Source organism: Chitinophaga sp. W3I9 (assembly GCF_050434025.1).
In the GTDB taxonomy this organism is placed as follows: Bacteria; Bacteroidota; Bacteroidia; order Chitinophagales; family Chitinophagaceae; genus Chitinophaga.
In genome coordinates this window covers 5,216,070-5,232,896 of sequence record NZ_JBNPWC010000001.1, presented here as the reverse complement: position 1 = coordinate 5,232,896, position 16,827 = coordinate 5,216,070, and the positions used below count along the sequence as shown (strand labels likewise).

Below are 16,827 nucleotides of genomic sequence, written 5' to 3'. Positions count from 1 at the left end.
ACGCCCACTTCCACTGATTTCATATCAATGTCCTTTTTTGGAGAAGGCAGTAATAGGCGTGAGATCCACTTTCCGGAACTCCACTTCAGAACCTTCCGCCTGCAGGGCAATTTGTCCTTTGCTGGCAGTAGCATTGGTGCCATAGTTCACCAGGTCGCCGTTTACCCATACTTTAATGGCGTTGCCTACGCATTCCACGATCATCGTGTTCCATTCCTTCAATGCTTTTTCGGAGCCATCGGTGAGGTTGATGATGCGGCGCTTTTTACCATCTACAGCTCCCCATTCGCTTTTCGGTCCCCTGCGTTTTTCCATATCCGGTACGGTGATATCTTCACCTATGCACCAGAAATCACCGGCATCCTGGTTTTGCAATTGTACTTCGATGGACTTCGGGAACATATCATATAATACCCGTGGCGTAGAAGCGAACACCAGTACACCGCAGTTGCCTGGTTTGGCCGGGAAGCGGTATTGCACCTCCAGCCGGAAGTTTTCGTAACTGGCATCGGTAATAATGTGCCCCTGTGGGTTAGCCAGGCTTACGAAAACGCCGTCCCTTACAATGAACGGGCTTTTCACGTTCGGATCTTTATCCATGGCAGGAACATCAATATGCCACCCACTGAGGTCCTTAAAGTTAAAGAGACTGCGCGTTTGTGCATTCGCGTTAGCCATGCTAGCCAGCAATGCAGCGGCCGTGAGGACAGGGAAAATATACTTCTTCATGAACTAAATATAATAAATTCCACGCGAAGGTTGTCTTACTCAGGATTAAACTTATTTCACTGATTACGCTGATTTGATCACTTTGTGATTTTAACAGATTCGGGGAGATAAAAGCGGAGACGCGGATTTTGTCTTACTCGCTGATTACGCTGATTATACTGATTTTTGGATTTTGTTTTTTTGATTTAAAATGATTGGGGAGATATAAGCGAAAATATCCGCTTATATCTCCCCGAATCTGTTAAAATCACAAAGTGATCAAATCAGCGTAATCAGTGAAATAAGTTTAATCCTGAGTAAGACAACCTCCGCGTCTCCGCTTTTATCTCCCCGAATCTGTTAAAATCACAAAGTGATCAAATCAGCGTAATCAGTGAAATAAGTTTAATCCTGAGTAAGACAACCCTCGCTGCCCCCTGCTAATTAAGGACCAACTCGACCACAGGGATTTCCACGTTGGGTTGTTTGTCAGGCAAGTTTAGTGTGATGTTGTTGCCATCAGTGGTGAATTTTACTTCTGAGTTGTCGTGCAGCAGCTGGGCATATTTAATTTTGCCTTTGTATTGCGGTAGCTGGAGGCGGTTGTTGTATTCCAGCAGGTGTACGTACAATCTTTTGGTGGTGGGATTGTAGGTGAGCATGGTGTTTTTGGGCGTTTCGAAAGTCTCCGGTGCGTAGGTGCAGCCGTAGATGGATTCGCTGTTGCCTTTCATCCAGTCGCCGATGTTGCCGAGGGCGCTTTGTGCGCGGTAGTCGAACAGGCCGCGGGCGGTGGGGCCTACGTTGAGGATGAGGTTACCGCCTTTGCTTACGGAGCCGATGAGAAGTTCCAGCAGCTGGTGGGTGCTTTTCCAGGAGTTTTCATCGCGGTAGTAGCCCCATGAGCCGGAGAAGGTTTGACAGGTTTCCCATGTTTTGCCGCGGTATTGTGCCAGCTCTTCCACCTTTACCTGTTCGGGGGTGAGGAAGTCGGCGCCATCTTCATATTCCTCGAGGTTGAGGCGGTTGTCCACGATGATGCCGGGTTGCAGTTTGCGGATCATTTTCAGGAGATTTACCGCGTCCCAGTCGTCTTTGCCTTTCCCGTTTTTGCCGGGATAGGAGAAGTCGAGCCAGAGGATATCCACTTTGCCGTATTGGGTAAGCAGCTCCGTGATCTGGTTGCGGAGATACTGGCGGTATTTGTTCATGTCTTTGCCTTTGTTGAGGCGTGCGTAGGTGCTGTCGGCGCCGTTTTCCACCCGTTGCGGGTGTACGCCATCGATGGTGAAATCGGGATGGTGCCAGTCGATCAGCGAGTAATAGAACCCTACTTTGATGCCTTCTGCGCGGAAGGCATTTACAAATTCCCGTACCAGGTCGCGGTGGGCTTTGGTGTTGGTGGCTTTATAATCGGTGTACCTGGAGTCAAACAGACAAAAGCCTTCATGGTGTTTGGTGGTGAGTACAGCGTACTTCATGCCCGCGGCCTTTGCCTGTTTTGCCCAGGATTTCGGATCAAACTGGTTGGGGTTAAATAAGTCGAAATAATTCTGGTATTGTTCGTTGGTAAGTCTTTCGTTATGTTTCACCCATTCGTGCCGGGCGGGCATGGCGTACAGTCCCCAGTGGATGAACATACCGAAGCGATCGTGTGTCCACCAGGCCATGCGTTTTTCTTTTTCGGCGGGTGTTTCATGTCCGATCCATTTTTTTTCCTGCGCCTGCAGGGTGATGAGTGGGCTGCATAACAGCAGGATGATCCCTAATTTCCTAAGTTGTTTGTTCATGATGCAATTGCTATTTATCTCTGATCAGTAATACGTTGCTTATCCGGATGGTTTGTTCCGCGGGATTGGAAAAGGTGCCGGTGAATCCTAAGGTTACGGTGGTGGTGGCTGTTAGCGTGAAGGCAACAGAGGCGTATTTGTTGTTGTTGTCTACAATCCTTGCTGCGCCCAATGCCGTATTTACCTGGTCTACATCCGGTAAGGCGTTGCCTTGGGCTACTAACAGCCAGGTGTTTTCCAGGGTGTTATCTATATTGGAGACGGCTGCTTCGAAGCGGTATTCACCTGCCGGCAGGGTAATGGTCTGGTAAATTTTGCCGTTGGTGATAGGGCCGTTGCCCCAGATCCACATGGTGAGCCTGCCGGTGCCGTCGATATTATCATAGGTACCGTTCCTGGATGCTTCCTCGTTGTATTGCCAGTCTTTCACCTGTCCGAAGCGGCCGCTAAACGGTTTGGTATCGTCCAGTACGAAAGGGTTGCCCGGGTTACGTATATACGTTGCTGTGATATTCTCTTTTACGCCTTTTGTTTCATACGGGGTGTGAAAGGTATCTACCGACAATTTATCCGGCATGTACAAGGTACGGTAACGGAAGGTGCTCATGGAAAGATAGTTGTTAAGAACGGTTACCTGGCCTTCCGCTTCTGCGGCAATAACGGTGTCATGTGCTACATTGTCGGCGGTGGTGTATTGCAGTTGCATACCGATGATACCGCCGGTGGTATCGATGTTGGCCCAACTTATTTCTGCGTTCCCGTCTTTCATTTCCGCGTTGCTGAAGGCCCTGGTCAGCAGGGCATCTTCATAAAAACTACCATATACAAAACCGGTGGCTTCTGATCTTACGGAGGTGTTGCCGTCGCGGTCGAAGTTATACACTTCAAACGTATAGGCCCGTTCCTCGAGATTATTGATAACGTAGCGGATGGTGTCTACGCCGCTGGTGCGTTTAATATCGAGCATAGCGGAGTCCTTGTGGTTGTTCCAGTAGATTTTTGCGCGGCTGATCTTTGGATCGGAGATCAGGAGCCACGACAGCTGTACGCGGTTGCGGCCTGAATGTACCAGCAAGGAATCTGCTTTACCGGTGTAAAGGATTTCACCGTTGCCCAGGTATTTTTTATAATCGCTTTGTTTGGTGCAGGCGCTGATGGTTGTCAGCAGTACACTATATAATATGATAGAATGAAGGATGCGCATAAATTTTGTTTTAGGTAGATGATCATCATTTGTCGTTACCCCAGAACTTCATTTCCTGGATGTTGGCGGCGTATCCGCCGTCGGTCCAGGTACGGAGTATTTTCACGCGGATATACCTTACGCGTGGTGCATCCAGTGGTACGGTCATTTGTTCGCCGGCGATGCTGGCGTCTATGTCGTCCTGTGTTTTTTGTCCTACGGGCAAGCCGGAAGGCTTGATTACAGTATGTTCCACGAGGCGGGTCCAGCTGTCCCAGCTGCCATCAGAGGCGGGATTGGTGGAGCCCCATATTTCAAACTTGCGGACGTTGTTCTGCAGGTAGATCCATTCATTAGGGCGTTGCCACAGGGTGATGCGGCTCAGTTGCGCCGTTACGCCGAGGTCGAACGTGATAGACATGGGCATGCCGTCGAGTTTATCTGCCGAGTGCCATAATGTTCCGTTCCATAGGTTGGGGATAGGCAGGCCCCAGCCGTAGTCCACATCTCCCGGTAATTTCACTTCCCTGAAATTTGCTTTATCCAATAGTTTTTCAAAGATGGGCGTCAGTTCCTGCATAAGGGTATCTGATTGGTTGCCCCATCGGTCTCTCACAAAAAATCCAAACTTTCTCTTTTCTGCTGCGAAGCCCCTGATGGAATAGTTGCCACCTTCCAGTTTGGTGTAATGAACATCCGACGAGCTGAATGCGCCCAGGGAATCGGTGGTGAGTGCAACGATGGCGATATCTGCTTTGGTATCATTTTTAAAGCTGATGTTGATACCGCCGAAGTCTGCTTTTATCTCCAGTGATTTGCGTACAATCAGCATGGGCGGCGACAACGGCTTGATGGTTGTTTTTACTGCATCGGAGGCTGTTTCATTACGGCTTACCACATACAGGGCTATTTCGTGGCTGGCGGAGTCGCCAAAGCCATCTACCACGAGGAAGTTATTATAGTAAGAGGATCTTATTTCGCGTTTCTCTCCCGGCCTGATATCATACACGGCCTTTACATACAGGATATCCTTGTTGTCGGGCAGGCTGTAGGTAATTTTTGCGGCGCCTGGCATATTGGTAACGCTGAGATTTGTAATGACGCCAGGTTTTTCTCCGGAGGTATTTACCGGCTCATGTGTTTCTTTTTTGCAGGCGGCTGCCAGCAGTAAGCAGGCAAGCGGCAGGATATATTTATTGATGTTCATGTTGTGCGTTTTTAGTAAATGAAAGATTACCATCCAAAGCCCTGCACCAGTTTTGGATTGTTAAGCAGGTCCCAGTTTTCCAGCGGCCAGAGGTAATTGCGGGTCTGGAATGTTTGCCGGTACAGGGTTCTTACGCGGTAGTAGAACACGGGATCTGACTGGTCCACATCCCAGCCGGTAACCGGTTTGTTCAGTTCTTCCATACTTTTTTTCCAGCGGCGGAGGTCCCAGAAGCGGGCGCCTTCCATGGCGAGTTCTATTAGTCTTTCCTGCTGAACGATCTGGCGGAAACCTTCCTTGGTCTGGTATTTTCCGGGTTGCCTGGAGTAGGCCGTCCATGCGGCTTGTACGCCTGGTAATCCTGCGCGGGCCCGTACTTTATCGATGTAGGTAAAAGCTGCGGGTTGCGGGCCTTCTGCTTCATTCAGTGCTTCTGCGTACAGCAGGTACAGGTCGGCGAGTCGCATTTCCGGCCAGGGGTGGGTTTCTACAAAGAGGCCCTGTCCTTCGAGGATTTCATTTTTCCAGTTCACCAGTTTTTTGGCGAAGTAGCCGGTAGTGTTATTATCGTAAATATTTTTCCGTGTTTGCCATTGACCTGCTTTGGATTCTATATGGAACATTTTCTTTTGCATCATCCATATGGCTCCGTCGAATGCGAGATCTGCGTAGAAGCGGGGCTCGCGGTTGAAGTGCATGGCGGCGGTGGTATATCCTTCCTGTATGAGTTCTCCCTCTGCTTTTACGGCTGTTCTGAGTTTCAGGCGACCGGCATAGTCGAAGGTTTTATCTTCGTTCATGGGCACGCCTTTGTCGGTATAAAATTGCTCTGCTATTTTCATGGTGGGCGCCAGGCTGCCGAGTACCGATTCGTTGCCTATGCGGGCAGGATCAAGGCGGGGCATAGCCTGCCGTTGTATTTCATAGGTGCTTACACTGGGATTGGCCCAGATGATTTCCGGGTTCCATTGTTCGCAGGTGCTGTTGCGGATAGACATCTGCCGGGTGAGTGTATCCGACAACGTTACCCCCAGCTCGCTGAAGGTATAGAGCAGCATGCTGGTGCGTTCGCATGCGTCGATGGCTGCTTTACACGCATCGGCGGCCACTTTCCATTTGTTGGCATCGAAGGCGGTATTGAACAGCGGCGCACCGTCGGAATTTTTGAAAGCGGTGTAATCGATGTTGCCGTTGTACAGGGGGCTGGCAGCGGTTACCAATATGCGCGCTTTGATGGCGAGTGCAATCGGTTTGGTGATGCGTCCCAGTTCTGTAGACCTGTCGGCAATAATTTCCGGCAACCCGGCTGCGGCGGTGTCCAGCAGGTGCGAGATATAGTTGAATACGGTATCCACGTGTTCGCGCGGCACTTTAGTTTCTTCGGCGGTGCTGGAAATGGGCAGGTTGTACCGGATCACGGGAACGGGGCCGTATTGGCGGAGCAGCAGTCAGTGGTAATATGCTTTAAGGAACATCACTTCTGCACTCCAGCGGTCTACTTCACTCTGGCGCATGTCTACCACTTTATGGATATTTTCCAGGAAGATGTTACAGTCGCGCAGCGCCTTGTAATACCATCCCCAGGTGGACATATACACGTTGTTGGCGCTCTGGAAGCCCTGTGCCACCTGCCAGGGTGTTTCGCTGGTGCTGTAAGGGCGTACCATCCAGAATTCGTCGCCGGCCACGAGGGCAGGATTCGTGGAGAGGTCCGCACTGTTGGGAAGATAGGAGTAACAGGTAAAGAGGTATTTTTCTGCTTCTGCGCGCATGGTAAAAGCGTTGTCGATAGTAGCCACGTTGTCGGGTACTACATCAAGGAATTTTTTACAGGAAGCGGCAGAGAAAAGGAGTATGCATAAGCCGCACCATTGCAGGTACCGGCGTATATTGAGCGTATTGGTATGTTTCATATTTGCACAGTTAAGCGGTGAATCAAAGTCCCAGGGTTATTCCCATATTAATAACCCTTTGTACCGGGTAGCCAAGCCCGTTGCCTCCCATTTCGGGATCCCAGGTTTTAAATTTGCTGATCGCAAAAAGATTGGAGGCGTTGGCGTAGATGCGTGCGTTGGTCATGTGTACGCGGTCCAGCAGGCGTTTGGAAAAGGTGTATCCCATTTCGAGGGATTTTAACCGGAGGAAGTCGCCGCTGCGCATCCACCAGGTAGACGTTTGATTGTTGTTGTTCACAAAGTAGTCGCTAAGGCGTGGCCACATGGCGTAGAGGTTGCGGTTACTTTCGCTCCAGTGATCATCCGCAATGGCTTGTAACAGGCCATGCTGGCCGCCTTCGTTCAGCACAAACGGTGAAATTTGGTAAGAGCTGATAAAGAAGGAAGAACGGGCAGATCCCTGGAAGAAAAAGCTAAGGTCCAGTTGTTTGTAACCAAAAGAAAACCCGAAGCCATAAGTGATTTCCGGTGTGGTAGGTAACCCGATGGGCACCGCATCGGAGCTGTTGATTTGCCCGTCGCCGTTTACATCATGGTATTTGATATCTCCGCCCATTACTGCCTGTCCCCAGTTCTGGTAGGCCGAATTGGCTACTTCCTGTTCATCTACAAATAACCGTTCTGCAATATAACCCCAGCTTTGGGAAAGGGGATGTCCTACCCGTGAGCGGTATTCTTCCGGGTAAATGGGTTCCTCATTTACGAGCAGCTTGCTGGTAGCGTAGGTGAAGTTACCGCGGAACTGTACGAAGGAGTTGTTGTTGAAACTTTTCGTATAGTCGACCGAGAGATCCACGCCTTTACCGGAGGCTTCGCCAACGTTAGCCTGTGTGGCGGCATTGAGCCCCATGGTGCTGGGAATGGTGCTCCGTGTCATGAGGATATTTTTCCGGTTTTCCTGGTATACGTCCAGGGTGATGTTCATGGCGTTGAAGAGGCCGACCTCCATACCGAGGTTTGTTTTGTATGATTTTTCCCAGGTGATGTCGCGGTTCTCATAACGGTTCACGGATACGCCATTGCGGTAGTAGCTTCTTCTTTCTCCGAAGGAGGCGCCTTTGGAATTGTCGTTCATATTTACATCCGACAGGTAGAAGAAGCGGTCGTCTTCATTTCCGATCTGGTCGTTACCTACCAGTCCGTAGGTGGCGCGGAGTTTCAGTTTATCGATTGTTTTGGAGAATGGTTTAAAGAACGCTTCGTTTTGAAGGTTCCAGGCGATACCGGCGGAGGGGAAGAATCCAAAGCGATGGTTGCTGGCGAATCTTTCGGAGCCATTGTATCCAAAGTTAAATTCTGCAAGATAGCGGCTGTCGTAGTCGTAGGTAAACCTGCCGGACACGCCCTGGTTGCGGTGTGGCAGGGATGTTTGCAGTGTACCGGCGTTGGCGGTGAGGTAGTTGCGTACCAGGCCGATGAGCATACCGGACACGTTATGTACTTTATTGAACTGCTGGTTGTAGTTAACCGCAGCTTCCATATAAGCCGTAGTGTTCAGCACTTTATTGCCGGGTTCATAGCCCAGGTATTCGGTACCATTGGTGTTGAGTGAAGTGAGCACCGGTTCTTTTGTGAACTGATCATACCTCATGGTATAAAAGTAAGGGGTGTACCTGCGCGTTACATCGAAGTAGGAGTAACGTTCTGTATAACCCATCATGCGCGCGGTGAGGCCGGGAAGCAGGAATTTCAAGTCCTGTTTCAGTTCCAGTTGTACCAACAGTGTAGAGGTGTTGTATTGCTGGTAACCGGAAACGGAGTTGGCGTAAGGGTTATTATAGAGGTTACTTCCGTTGCCGGGCAGGCTGGGGGAGCCTGGTTTGATGGCGTTACCAAACAATGGATGTTTTAATTGCGGTGCATAGCTGGCGGGATAAACAGCGGGGAACATTACGGGGTTGGCCCATATAGTTTGTGAAAAGAGCCCTGCGCCGCCGCCTACTGGTCCGTTATAATCATCGAACTGGCCGTAGGTACGTACAATTGCCTGCGAAGTGGGGGTGAGGTTAATGTTTACGTTGGAGCGGAGCGAATAGTTTTTTAGTTTGATGTTGCTGTTGAAATTATTCCGCTGATCAACGTTTAGCACGCCATTGTCGACGTTATAAGTACCTGCAATATAGAACTGGGCTACTTTTCCGCCGCCTTTCAGGTTGAAGTTAGTGCGTTGGTTGACGGTGTAGTCTTTGATCAGTTGTTCGATCCAGTTATTATTCGGATACAGCAGCGGATCATCGCCGGCGGCAGTATGGTCTATTTTAGATTGGGAGTATTGAACATCCTGCAGCGGAAACCTGGTGAGCACGGCTTCATTGGCCAGTTTCATATAGGTGATGTTGTCTGCAAACTGGAAGTTGCGGGTATTGCTGGAGATGGAGTTTTCGAAGCGTACATTAAAAGATGTTTTTGCTTCCACGCCGGATTTGGTCGTTACCAATACCACGCCGTTAGCGCCCCTGGCGCCATAGAGGGAGGATGCGGTGGCATCTTTCAGAATAGAAAACCCGGCGATATCATCCGGCTGCAGGCGGGCGAGGTCGTTGGTGCTGGATTCCATTCCATCTATGAGGATGAGCGGATCCACTTTACCGGTGCCGAAAGTGGTGATACCGCGTATAAAGAAGCTGGCGTTGTCCCTGCCGGGTTCCCCGCTGCGCTGGTAGGATATTACACCAGACAGGCGGCCTGCGAGCATGGTAGTAAGATTGCTGGTAGGGCCTTTCAGTTCTTTTGGATTGATGCTGGTTACCGCGCTCACCATGCTGGTTTTTTTCTGGGTGCCATAGGCTACCACCACCACTTCACCTACATCCGATACTTTTTGCTGCATCGTTATTTTCAGGAGTTTGTCGTTTTTTACCTGTACTGTTTGCGGCTGCATACCGATCATGGTAAAGAGGAGGCTATCGCCCACATTGGCTTCTATGGTGAAGATACCCAGTTCGTCGGTGAGGGCGTTGGTGCGGGATGTTTTATTAACAACGGATACGCCTACCATGGGGGTGCCGCTGTTTTCCGTTACCTGTCCTTTTATTTTTATACGCACCGTGCCGGTGGGAACGGTGGAGGCGATGAGGGGTTTCTTTTTAAGGATAATTGTTTTTTTAACGATGGTCCAGGTGAGAGGCTGGTCCCGGAAGATGTCGTCCAGCAGGCGCTCCAGGGGTACATTGTCCTGTGAGCAGTTAACCGGTTTGGCATTTTCCACCATTTGCAGGTCAAATACAAATACATACCCGGTTTGCTTCCTGATAGATTTAATCACTTCCGTGAGGGGGGCTGCTTTTACGTGCAGCGTAACGGGCTGCGCATAGCCGGTGGCGTGGGCCTGGAGAACGGCGGCGAGCAGCAGCAGAAAGGTTAGTTTCATAAAGCATAATAGTTTTTGGTTCGATGAAACATGCCACCAGTTATGGCGGACTTTCAGAGAAGTTTGCATCATTTTTTACTGCGATTTAGCATGTTATTAAGGTTGATAACGTAACAGGAACATAAGGGCATAGCTACGCCAGTGCGAGCAGGCCGCTGGTAATTATTCACTGCCGGTAAATAGCTTTAAATGTTAAGCTGTCGTTGATTTTGGCTGACTTATTTCTTTTTTCATAACTAAAAATGCGCGTGGTGTTAAGGACTTACTGTAATTGTTTTATCGTTGATGTTGAAATGAATACTGCCGGTTAATTCCAGTTGTTGCAAAATATCTTTCAGGCTGTCGTGGCGGGAGAAGGTGCCGGCGAACGCTTTATTTGTCAGCTCGCCTTCATAGATAAACTGCACATCGTACCAGCGGGCCAGTTCGCGCATAATGCTTTTGATGTTACCATTGAATTCGAAGCGGCCTTCTTTCCAGGCGATTGCTGCCTCTACATCAGCATTACTGATGCTGATACCATGATGATCGCGGTTTACGAGCGCCTGCTGGCCGGGTTTCATTTGCCGTACGGTATTTCCGCTGATGATGTTTACGGCGCCTTCCAGCAGGGAGGTGCAGATGTTTTGTTCTTCTTCATATGCCATCACATTAAAGTGGGTACCCAGTACTGCTATTTTCATGTTGTTGGCTTTTACAATAAAAGGCTGACTGGCCTGATGCGCTATTTCAAAATATACTTCTCCCTGGATGGTTACTTCGCGGGTGCTGTCGGTGAATGCGGTGGGGAAACGGATGGAAGAGGCGGCGTTGAGCCATGCTTTGGTGCCATCGGGTAATATTAACTGGTAGGTACCACCTTTATTAGTATAGAGGGTATTGATGGTAGGCGTGATGGTGGCGCTACTGTTATAGGCAAGGGTGTTGCCTTTGCGGGCAACGGATACGCCGGATTGCACATCTACTGCTTCATCTTTATGTTGTTCCAGGTCGATCACCGCGCCATCGCCACGTACCAGGCGGGCGTGTTCCTCTTTACGGGCAGGAGCGTGGTTGCTGGCAACGGCCGTATTAACGGCGCTGCTTTTCACATATAGTTTATAGCCAGCCAGTGCGAGTACGCCGAGCACGCAGGCGGCTACGGCCGCGCGTTTCCATACTGCTATCCTGCGCACAGGGGCCGGCTGTGGCTCGCTGTTGCTGGTTTGCATGATCTGTTGCAGCATGTTGGCGGCGGTATTGTCCGGCATGGCGCTGCTGTCCTCATCTGCCTGCAGGAGCAGTTCATCGAGTAGTTCTTTAAGTTCTTCGTCATGTGTTGATTGCTCCATCAGGAGCATAAACTCCTTTTTTTCTTCCGGTGTGTATTGCCGGCTATAGTAACGATCAAACAGGTATCTGAATCGGGATACTGTCATGAATAGCGATTTGAATAAGGAGACTATAAAAAGAAGCACATGGGTTAGTGCTTTTAAAAAAAAATATTTAACTGTAAATCCAAACCAGGAGAAGGAAGGTGTTAAGGTCCATGCGGGTGAGGCAAAATGCGCGGATAGAGCGCATGGCATTGGCCAGGTGTACTTTAATGGTTTCGGGGCTTAGCTGGAGGCGGTCGGCGATTTCATTTCTTTTCAGGCCTTCTTCCTTGCTGAGTTTATAGATCAGTTCCTGTTGGGGTGGAAGCTGGGCGATGGCATGTTGCAGGATCTGTTCATATTCTTTATGGATGACATGAACGTCTCTTACATCCGGTACCATGGCGGCCGACAGCTCGGATTCCATGAGCTGTTCACGGGCCAGCAGCTTCATGGACGTGAAAATATGATTGCGGGTAGTGGTAAAGAGATATGCTTTGAAGTGACTGATTTCATGGAGTTCATACCGCTTGAGCCACATCTTCAGAAAAACATCCTGTACAATATCCTCAGCTTGTGAAGTAGAATTGAGCAGGCGGAAGGCAATTGCGTATATGCGGTGACGGTAGTGATGGAATACACCCGCAAAGGCATGATCGTTGCCCTGAGCGAGGCTCAACAAAAGTTCCCTCTCATTGTAAGTATTTATTTCCATACGTGGTTACAAGTAACCCCAAATTACTTGATTTCCAGATAGCTTGTTAGCCGTAAATTCGCCGCGATTAATATTATTTTAGCTTTTAATAAACGCAGCGGAACTTTGTCCACTGCGTTTACTAAAAGATTTAAAAAGTTACATGCCGCCGCTCCGGCCCTTACCGTCGCCAAAGGTTCCGGGATAGCCCAGCGGTGCCGTTGGACATGAGGAAAAGTTCACATGGCGCCTGCTATTCCGAAATGATTTAAATTAGCGGTTTAATATTATATAAGGACGATTAAATGTGACCAGGATTTATGGAAATAGCAAACGACGCAACATACCAGGCCGCCGCGAAGGTGGCCGGAACGATAGAAGCACATTTTAAGAAACATCTTTGCGCTGCGAAGGAGAATGGAGAAGATGATCTCGCCACTGTGCCGGCAGCCTGGCAGGTGGAAAAGATCATTGACGTGGCCTTTTGGGCCAGCTTGCGCAAGGAAGAAGGGAACGCCATCCGGATTTCCCTGGCGTTTTTGCCGCCTTCACAGGCCGGCAAGCCCCTGCTTTTTGAGAAACCCCTGCTGCTCACGCCGCAGCTGCTCACCAAACTGGCGCCGGGCGTGGAACGCCCCGGCATTCATATTGGCGTATGGCCGGTGGGCGATGAGTTGCACGTATGGGGCACTACTATAAAATTACCCAACCTCTGTTTTGTATTGGATGTATCGGAACCGGGATTGCTGGTAGTAAAACACCGCCGTGCCGCCGGATTGGGCAAGTTTACCAATGTGGCCATGCTTCGTGGCGACCAGGTGAAGGTGGTGAACGAAGACAGCGGGTTGCTGCCCGACAGTCCGCCGATCCTGAAATCCCTGCTGGGCTTAACGCCTTCCTGTTTATGGAACAACAGCGTGAATGTATTGATACAAATTGCCGTGTCGATGCGTGCGCACAAGCGGGGTGGTATTTTGCTGGTAACGCCTTCCAACAGCGACGCCTGGCGCGAATCTATCATTCACCCGCTTCAATATCCCATCAGCCCTGCCTTTTCAGGGGTGGCCGATTTGCTGCGCTATGACGGGAAAAGCGTGACCGAAATTTTCTGGCAGAATGCACTTCGCCGCGAAGTGGAGAATATCACCGGGCTTACCGCTGTAGACGGCGCCACTATTGTAAACGACCAGCAGGAGTTACTGGCTTTTGGCGCTAAGATCACCCGCGCCAAAGATGCCTGGCCCGTTGATAAAGTATTGCTGGCCGAGCCGATAGAAGGCGGCGTGCCTACGCTGATACATCCGTCTGCCATCGGGGGAACGCGGCATTTGTCCGCTGCGCAGTTTGTGCACGACCAGCACGATTCACAGGCGCTGGTAGCCTCGCAGGATGGATACTTTACGATATTCTCCTGGTCGAACCAGCAGCAGCTGGTACAGGCGCACCGGATCGATATCCTGCTGATATAACTTACTTTGCAGCCTCTTATGCACAGATACTTCATTATTAACAAGCCTTTTGATATGGTGTCGCAGTTTGTCAGCTCTCACGATGTGAGGTTGCTCGGGGAGCTGCCGTTTGATTTCCCGGAGGGAACCCATGCCATTGGGCGGCTGGACAATCATTCCGAAGGGCTGCTGATATTGACCACCAATAAAAAGGTGACGCGGTTGTTGTTCCAGGGGAAGGTACCGCATGAAAGAACGTATCTCGTAAAAGTAAAAGGGGAGATGAACGAGGCCACCCTGCAACGTTTGAAAGAAGGGGTGCCTATTTGCGTGGGGGAAGGCGAGGAGTACGTTACCACGCCGTGCCGCGTGGAAATAGTAACGCGCCCGGAGGGACTGTTTGATCACCCGCGGGAGTTGCCTATTAAAGTACCGCATACCTGGCTGCTGATCACGTTAACCGAAGGGAAATTTCACCAGGTGCGTAAAATGGTGGGAGCGGTGCATCACCGCTGCCAGCGGCTGATCCGCGTGTCTATCGAAAACCTGTTGCTGGGAGACATGCAACCCGGCGAAGTAAGGGAACTGCGGGAAGCCGAGTTTTTTGAACTGCTGAAGATCACAGATTATAAAGATTAACATCTGTCAGAGATGAATATAGCTGCATGATAAGTGAAGATCCCATTAGTTTGGGGCCTTGTTTCTTATTAGGTTTGCCCTTTGGACATCATGCTTTAATGAGATTTTTTATGAAGAAGATTTTTTTGCTTGCAGGGGCTTTGTGTTTACTGATGCAGGCTACTTTTGCGCAATCTGAGCGCTATCCCTTAATTCCTTATCCGCAGCAACTGGAGGCCAGGACCGGCTCATTTGTAATTACACCTGCTACCAAACTGGTGTTGCCGGCCAACCGGGCGCAATTTTCTACCGAAGCGGCGCAGCTGCAATCTTTATTTGCGCAGGCATTGGGAGCATCCTTGCGGGTAACAAAGAAGCCCGTGAAGGGCGCCATTGTGATGCAGCAGAATCCTGCGCTTGCCGGCGAGGAAGATTATACGATGGACGTGAGTGAGCAGCAGTTGCTGATCACCGCCCGCACACCGGCAGGATTTTTCCGTGCCATCCAAACATTAAGACAGCTGATGCCTGCTTCCATTGAAGGAGCACATGCGGCGGCGTTAAAAAGCATCGCCATCCCGGATATGCTGGTGAAAGATCACCCGGCCTACGGCTGGCGTGGGATGCACCTGGATGTATCGCGTCATTTCTTCTCTGTTGATTATCTTAAAAAATACATCAACCTGCTGGCATTATATAAAATGAATAAGCTGCACCTGCACCTGACCGATGATCAGGGCTGGCGCATAGAAATAAAAAAGTACCCGTTGCTTACTTCACAGGGCGCCTGGAGGGAATTTAATAACCAGGATTCTGTTTGTATGAAGATGGCCGCTACCAATCCGGACATGGTTATTGATACGCAGCATATTATTCATAAAGATGGTAAAACGCTGTATGGCGGCTTTTATACGCAGGAGCAGATGAAGGATATAATCCGCTATGCGGCCGACAGGCAGGTGGAAATTATTCCTGAAATTGATATGCCGGGTCATATGATGGCCGCTATCAGGGCATATCCTTTTCTTGCCTGTAGTGGTGAAATAGGCTGGGGCAAGAATTTTTCCACGCCTATTTGCCCGTGTAACGAATCTACTTTTGCTTTTGCAGAAGATGTATTTACAGAAATCGCCGCGTTGTTTCCTTCAAAATATATTCACCTTGGCGCCGATGAAGTAGAGAAAACCAGCTGGGCTGCTTCTCCGTTGTGTGCTGAAGTAATGAAAGCCAACAGCCTGAAAACGGTAGAGGAGCTGCAGAGTTATTTTGTGAAGCGCATGGAAAAGTTTTTCCACTCAAAAGGCAAGGTACTGATTGGCTGGGATGAAATTCTGGAAGGAGGTATCAGTCCTACGGCGGTGCTGATGTACTGGCGCTCCTGGGTGCCGGATGCCCCTGTAAAAGCAGCGCGGCATGGCAACTCCGTGATCATGACACCGGGCAACCCGCTGTATTTCGACGCGGTTCCGGATCGTAATTCCATTTATAATGTATATCATTTTCAGCCGGTGCCAAAAGGTTTAACGGCTGATGAGGCTACGCACATCATGGGTGCGCAGGCGAATATGTGGACGGAATACATTCCTTCGGAGAAACGCGCCGACTATATGTTTATGCCGCGTATGACTGCGCTGGCGGAAGTATTGTGGACGAACCGGAACGAGTACGACCACTATCTGCAACGCCTCAACGAACAATACAAACGCCTGGATGTGCTGGGTGTGCATTACCGTTTACCTGACCTGGACGGTTTTACAGAAGATAACGTGTTTGTAGATGAAGTAACGCTGCGTGTAAAGAAGCCACTAACGGACATGACTATCCGCTATACAACGGATGGCACGATTCCCGGTGAGCAGGCGGCCGTGTTACCGGACAATTATGTGATCCGGGAGCCGCAAACGATCAGGCTGGCGGCTTTCAGTCCCGCGGGCAACCGGGGCGATATTTATACGCTTCGTTACCGCAAAGAAGCCTACCGCAAAGCTACTGTGGTAAAAGATGCGCGGCCGGGTTTGAAGCTGGATTATGTTGAAGGCGCCTACAAAAGCGCTGCAAAGATCAAAGAGCAGGCCGACAGCTCCATGCGTGTGAGCAATGCCATTATTCCGGAAGGAATGGGTAAAGGCGGCGGTCCGTTTGGTGCGCGGGTGTATGGTTATATCAATGTACCGGCTACCGGCATCTACAGTTTTTACCTGACGGCAGATGATGGCGCCATATTATACATCGATGACCAGGAAGTGGTGAACAACGATGGCTGGCATGCGCCGTTGCAGAAAAGCGGGCAGGTAGCGCTGGAGAAAGGATGGCATCCTATTAAAGTAACGTTTGTAGAAGGGGGAGGCGGGTACACGCTGAAGCTGGAATACAGCGTGAACGGCAGTAAGCTGCAACCGGTACCAGACAGCTGGCTGGGAGCGGGGTTATAAAAAATGTTTTTAAGATAAAGGAAGCGGGTGGCTGTTCAGCTATCCGCTTCTTCTTTTTTGGGAAGTA

General features: G+C 50.0%; 12 protein-coding genes. 3 read left to right on the top strand and 9 right to left on the bottom strand.

Annotated elements, in window-relative coordinates; genetic code table 11:
* Positions 1-24 precede the first annotated feature (24 nt).
* From QFZ51_RS21200 to QFZ51_RS21160, 9 genes are all read right to left on the bottom strand, one after another.
* The gene (locus QFZ51_RS21200; protein WP_429048643.1) at positions 25-729 is read right to left on the bottom strand and encodes a 3-keto-disaccharide hydrolase; all 705 of its coding nucleotides are present in this window, start codon (positions 727-729) and stop codon (positions 25-27) included.
* Between the two features lie 419 nt (positions 730-1,148).
* Positions 1,149-2,498, bottom strand: coding sequence for an alpha-L-fucosidase (locus QFZ51_RS21195; protein ID WP_429048642.1), 1,350 nt, complete (start codon positions 2,496-2,498; stop codon positions 1,149-1,151).
* A gap of 10 nt (positions 2,499-2,508) precedes the next feature.
* Positions 2,509-3,702, bottom strand: coding sequence for a DUF4998 domain-containing protein (locus QFZ51_RS21190; protein WP_429048640.1), 1,194 nt, complete (start codon positions 3,700-3,702; stop codon positions 2,509-2,511).
* Between the two features lie 25 nt (positions 3,703-3,727).
* Complete coding sequence (locus QFZ51_RS21185; protein WP_429048638.1) at positions 3,728-4,888, bottom strand: DUF5000 domain-containing lipoprotein; 1,161 nt, start codon at positions 4,886-4,888, stop codon at positions 3,728-3,730.
* 26 nt (positions 4,889-4,914) lie between these two features.
* A complete protein-coding gene (locus QFZ51_RS21180) occupies positions 4,915-6,306 on the bottom strand; it encodes a RagB/SusD family nutrient uptake outer membrane protein (protein ID WP_429048637.1) in 1,392 nt (463 codons plus the stop codon).
* Positions 6,307-6,336: 30 nt separating this feature from the next.
* On the bottom strand, positions 6,337-6,801 hold the full coding sequence (locus QFZ51_RS21175; RefSeq protein ID WP_429048635.1) for a RagB/SusD family nutrient uptake outer membrane protein: 465 nt from the start codon (positions 6,799-6,801) through the stop codon (positions 6,337-6,339).
* Between the two features lie 22 nt (positions 6,802-6,823).
* The gene (locus QFZ51_RS21170; RefSeq protein WP_429048634.1) at positions 6,824-10,213 is read right to left on the bottom strand and encodes a TonB-dependent receptor; all 3,390 of its coding nucleotides are present in this window, start codon (positions 10,211-10,213) and stop codon (positions 6,824-6,826) included.
* A 254-nt stretch (positions 10,214-10,467) separates the two neighbouring features.
* On the bottom strand, positions 10,468-11,631 hold the full coding sequence (locus tag QFZ51_RS21165; RefSeq protein WP_429048633.1) for a FecR family protein: 1,164 nt from the start codon (positions 11,629-11,631) through the stop codon (positions 10,468-10,470).
* 67 nt (positions 11,632-11,698) lie between these two features.
* On the bottom strand, positions 11,699-12,283 hold the full coding sequence (locus tag QFZ51_RS21160; RefSeq protein ID WP_429048631.1) for an RNA polymerase sigma factor: 585 nt from the start codon (positions 12,281-12,283) through the stop codon (positions 11,699-11,701).
* 299 nt (positions 12,284-12,582) lie between these two features.
* Here QFZ51_RS21160 and QFZ51_RS21155 point away from each other — a divergent pair, with 299 nt between their 5' ends.
* The 3 genes from QFZ51_RS21155 to QFZ51_RS21145 all read left to right on the top strand — a co-directional run bounded on the left by QFZ51_RS21155 (position 12,583) and on the right by QFZ51_RS21145 (position 16,760).
* On the top strand, positions 12,583-13,731 hold the full coding sequence (locus QFZ51_RS21155) for a putative sensor domain DACNV-containing protein (protein WP_370910550.1): 1,149 nt from the start codon (positions 12,583-12,585) through the stop codon (positions 13,729-13,731).
* Between the two features lie 18 nt (positions 13,732-13,749).
* Positions 13,750-14,349, top strand: a complete 600-nt coding sequence (locus QFZ51_RS21150) for a pseudouridine synthase (protein WP_429048630.1) — start codon at positions 13,750-13,752, stop codon at positions 14,347-14,349.
* A gap of 110 nt (positions 14,350-14,459) precedes the next feature.
* Positions 14,460-16,760 (top strand): family 20 glycosylhydrolase, encoded by a 2,301-nt coding sequence (locus tag QFZ51_RS21145; protein WP_429048628.1) that lies wholly within the window; start codon positions 14,460-14,462, stop codon positions 16,758-16,760.
* The last annotated feature ends 67 nt before the right edge of the window (positions 16,761-16,827 follow it).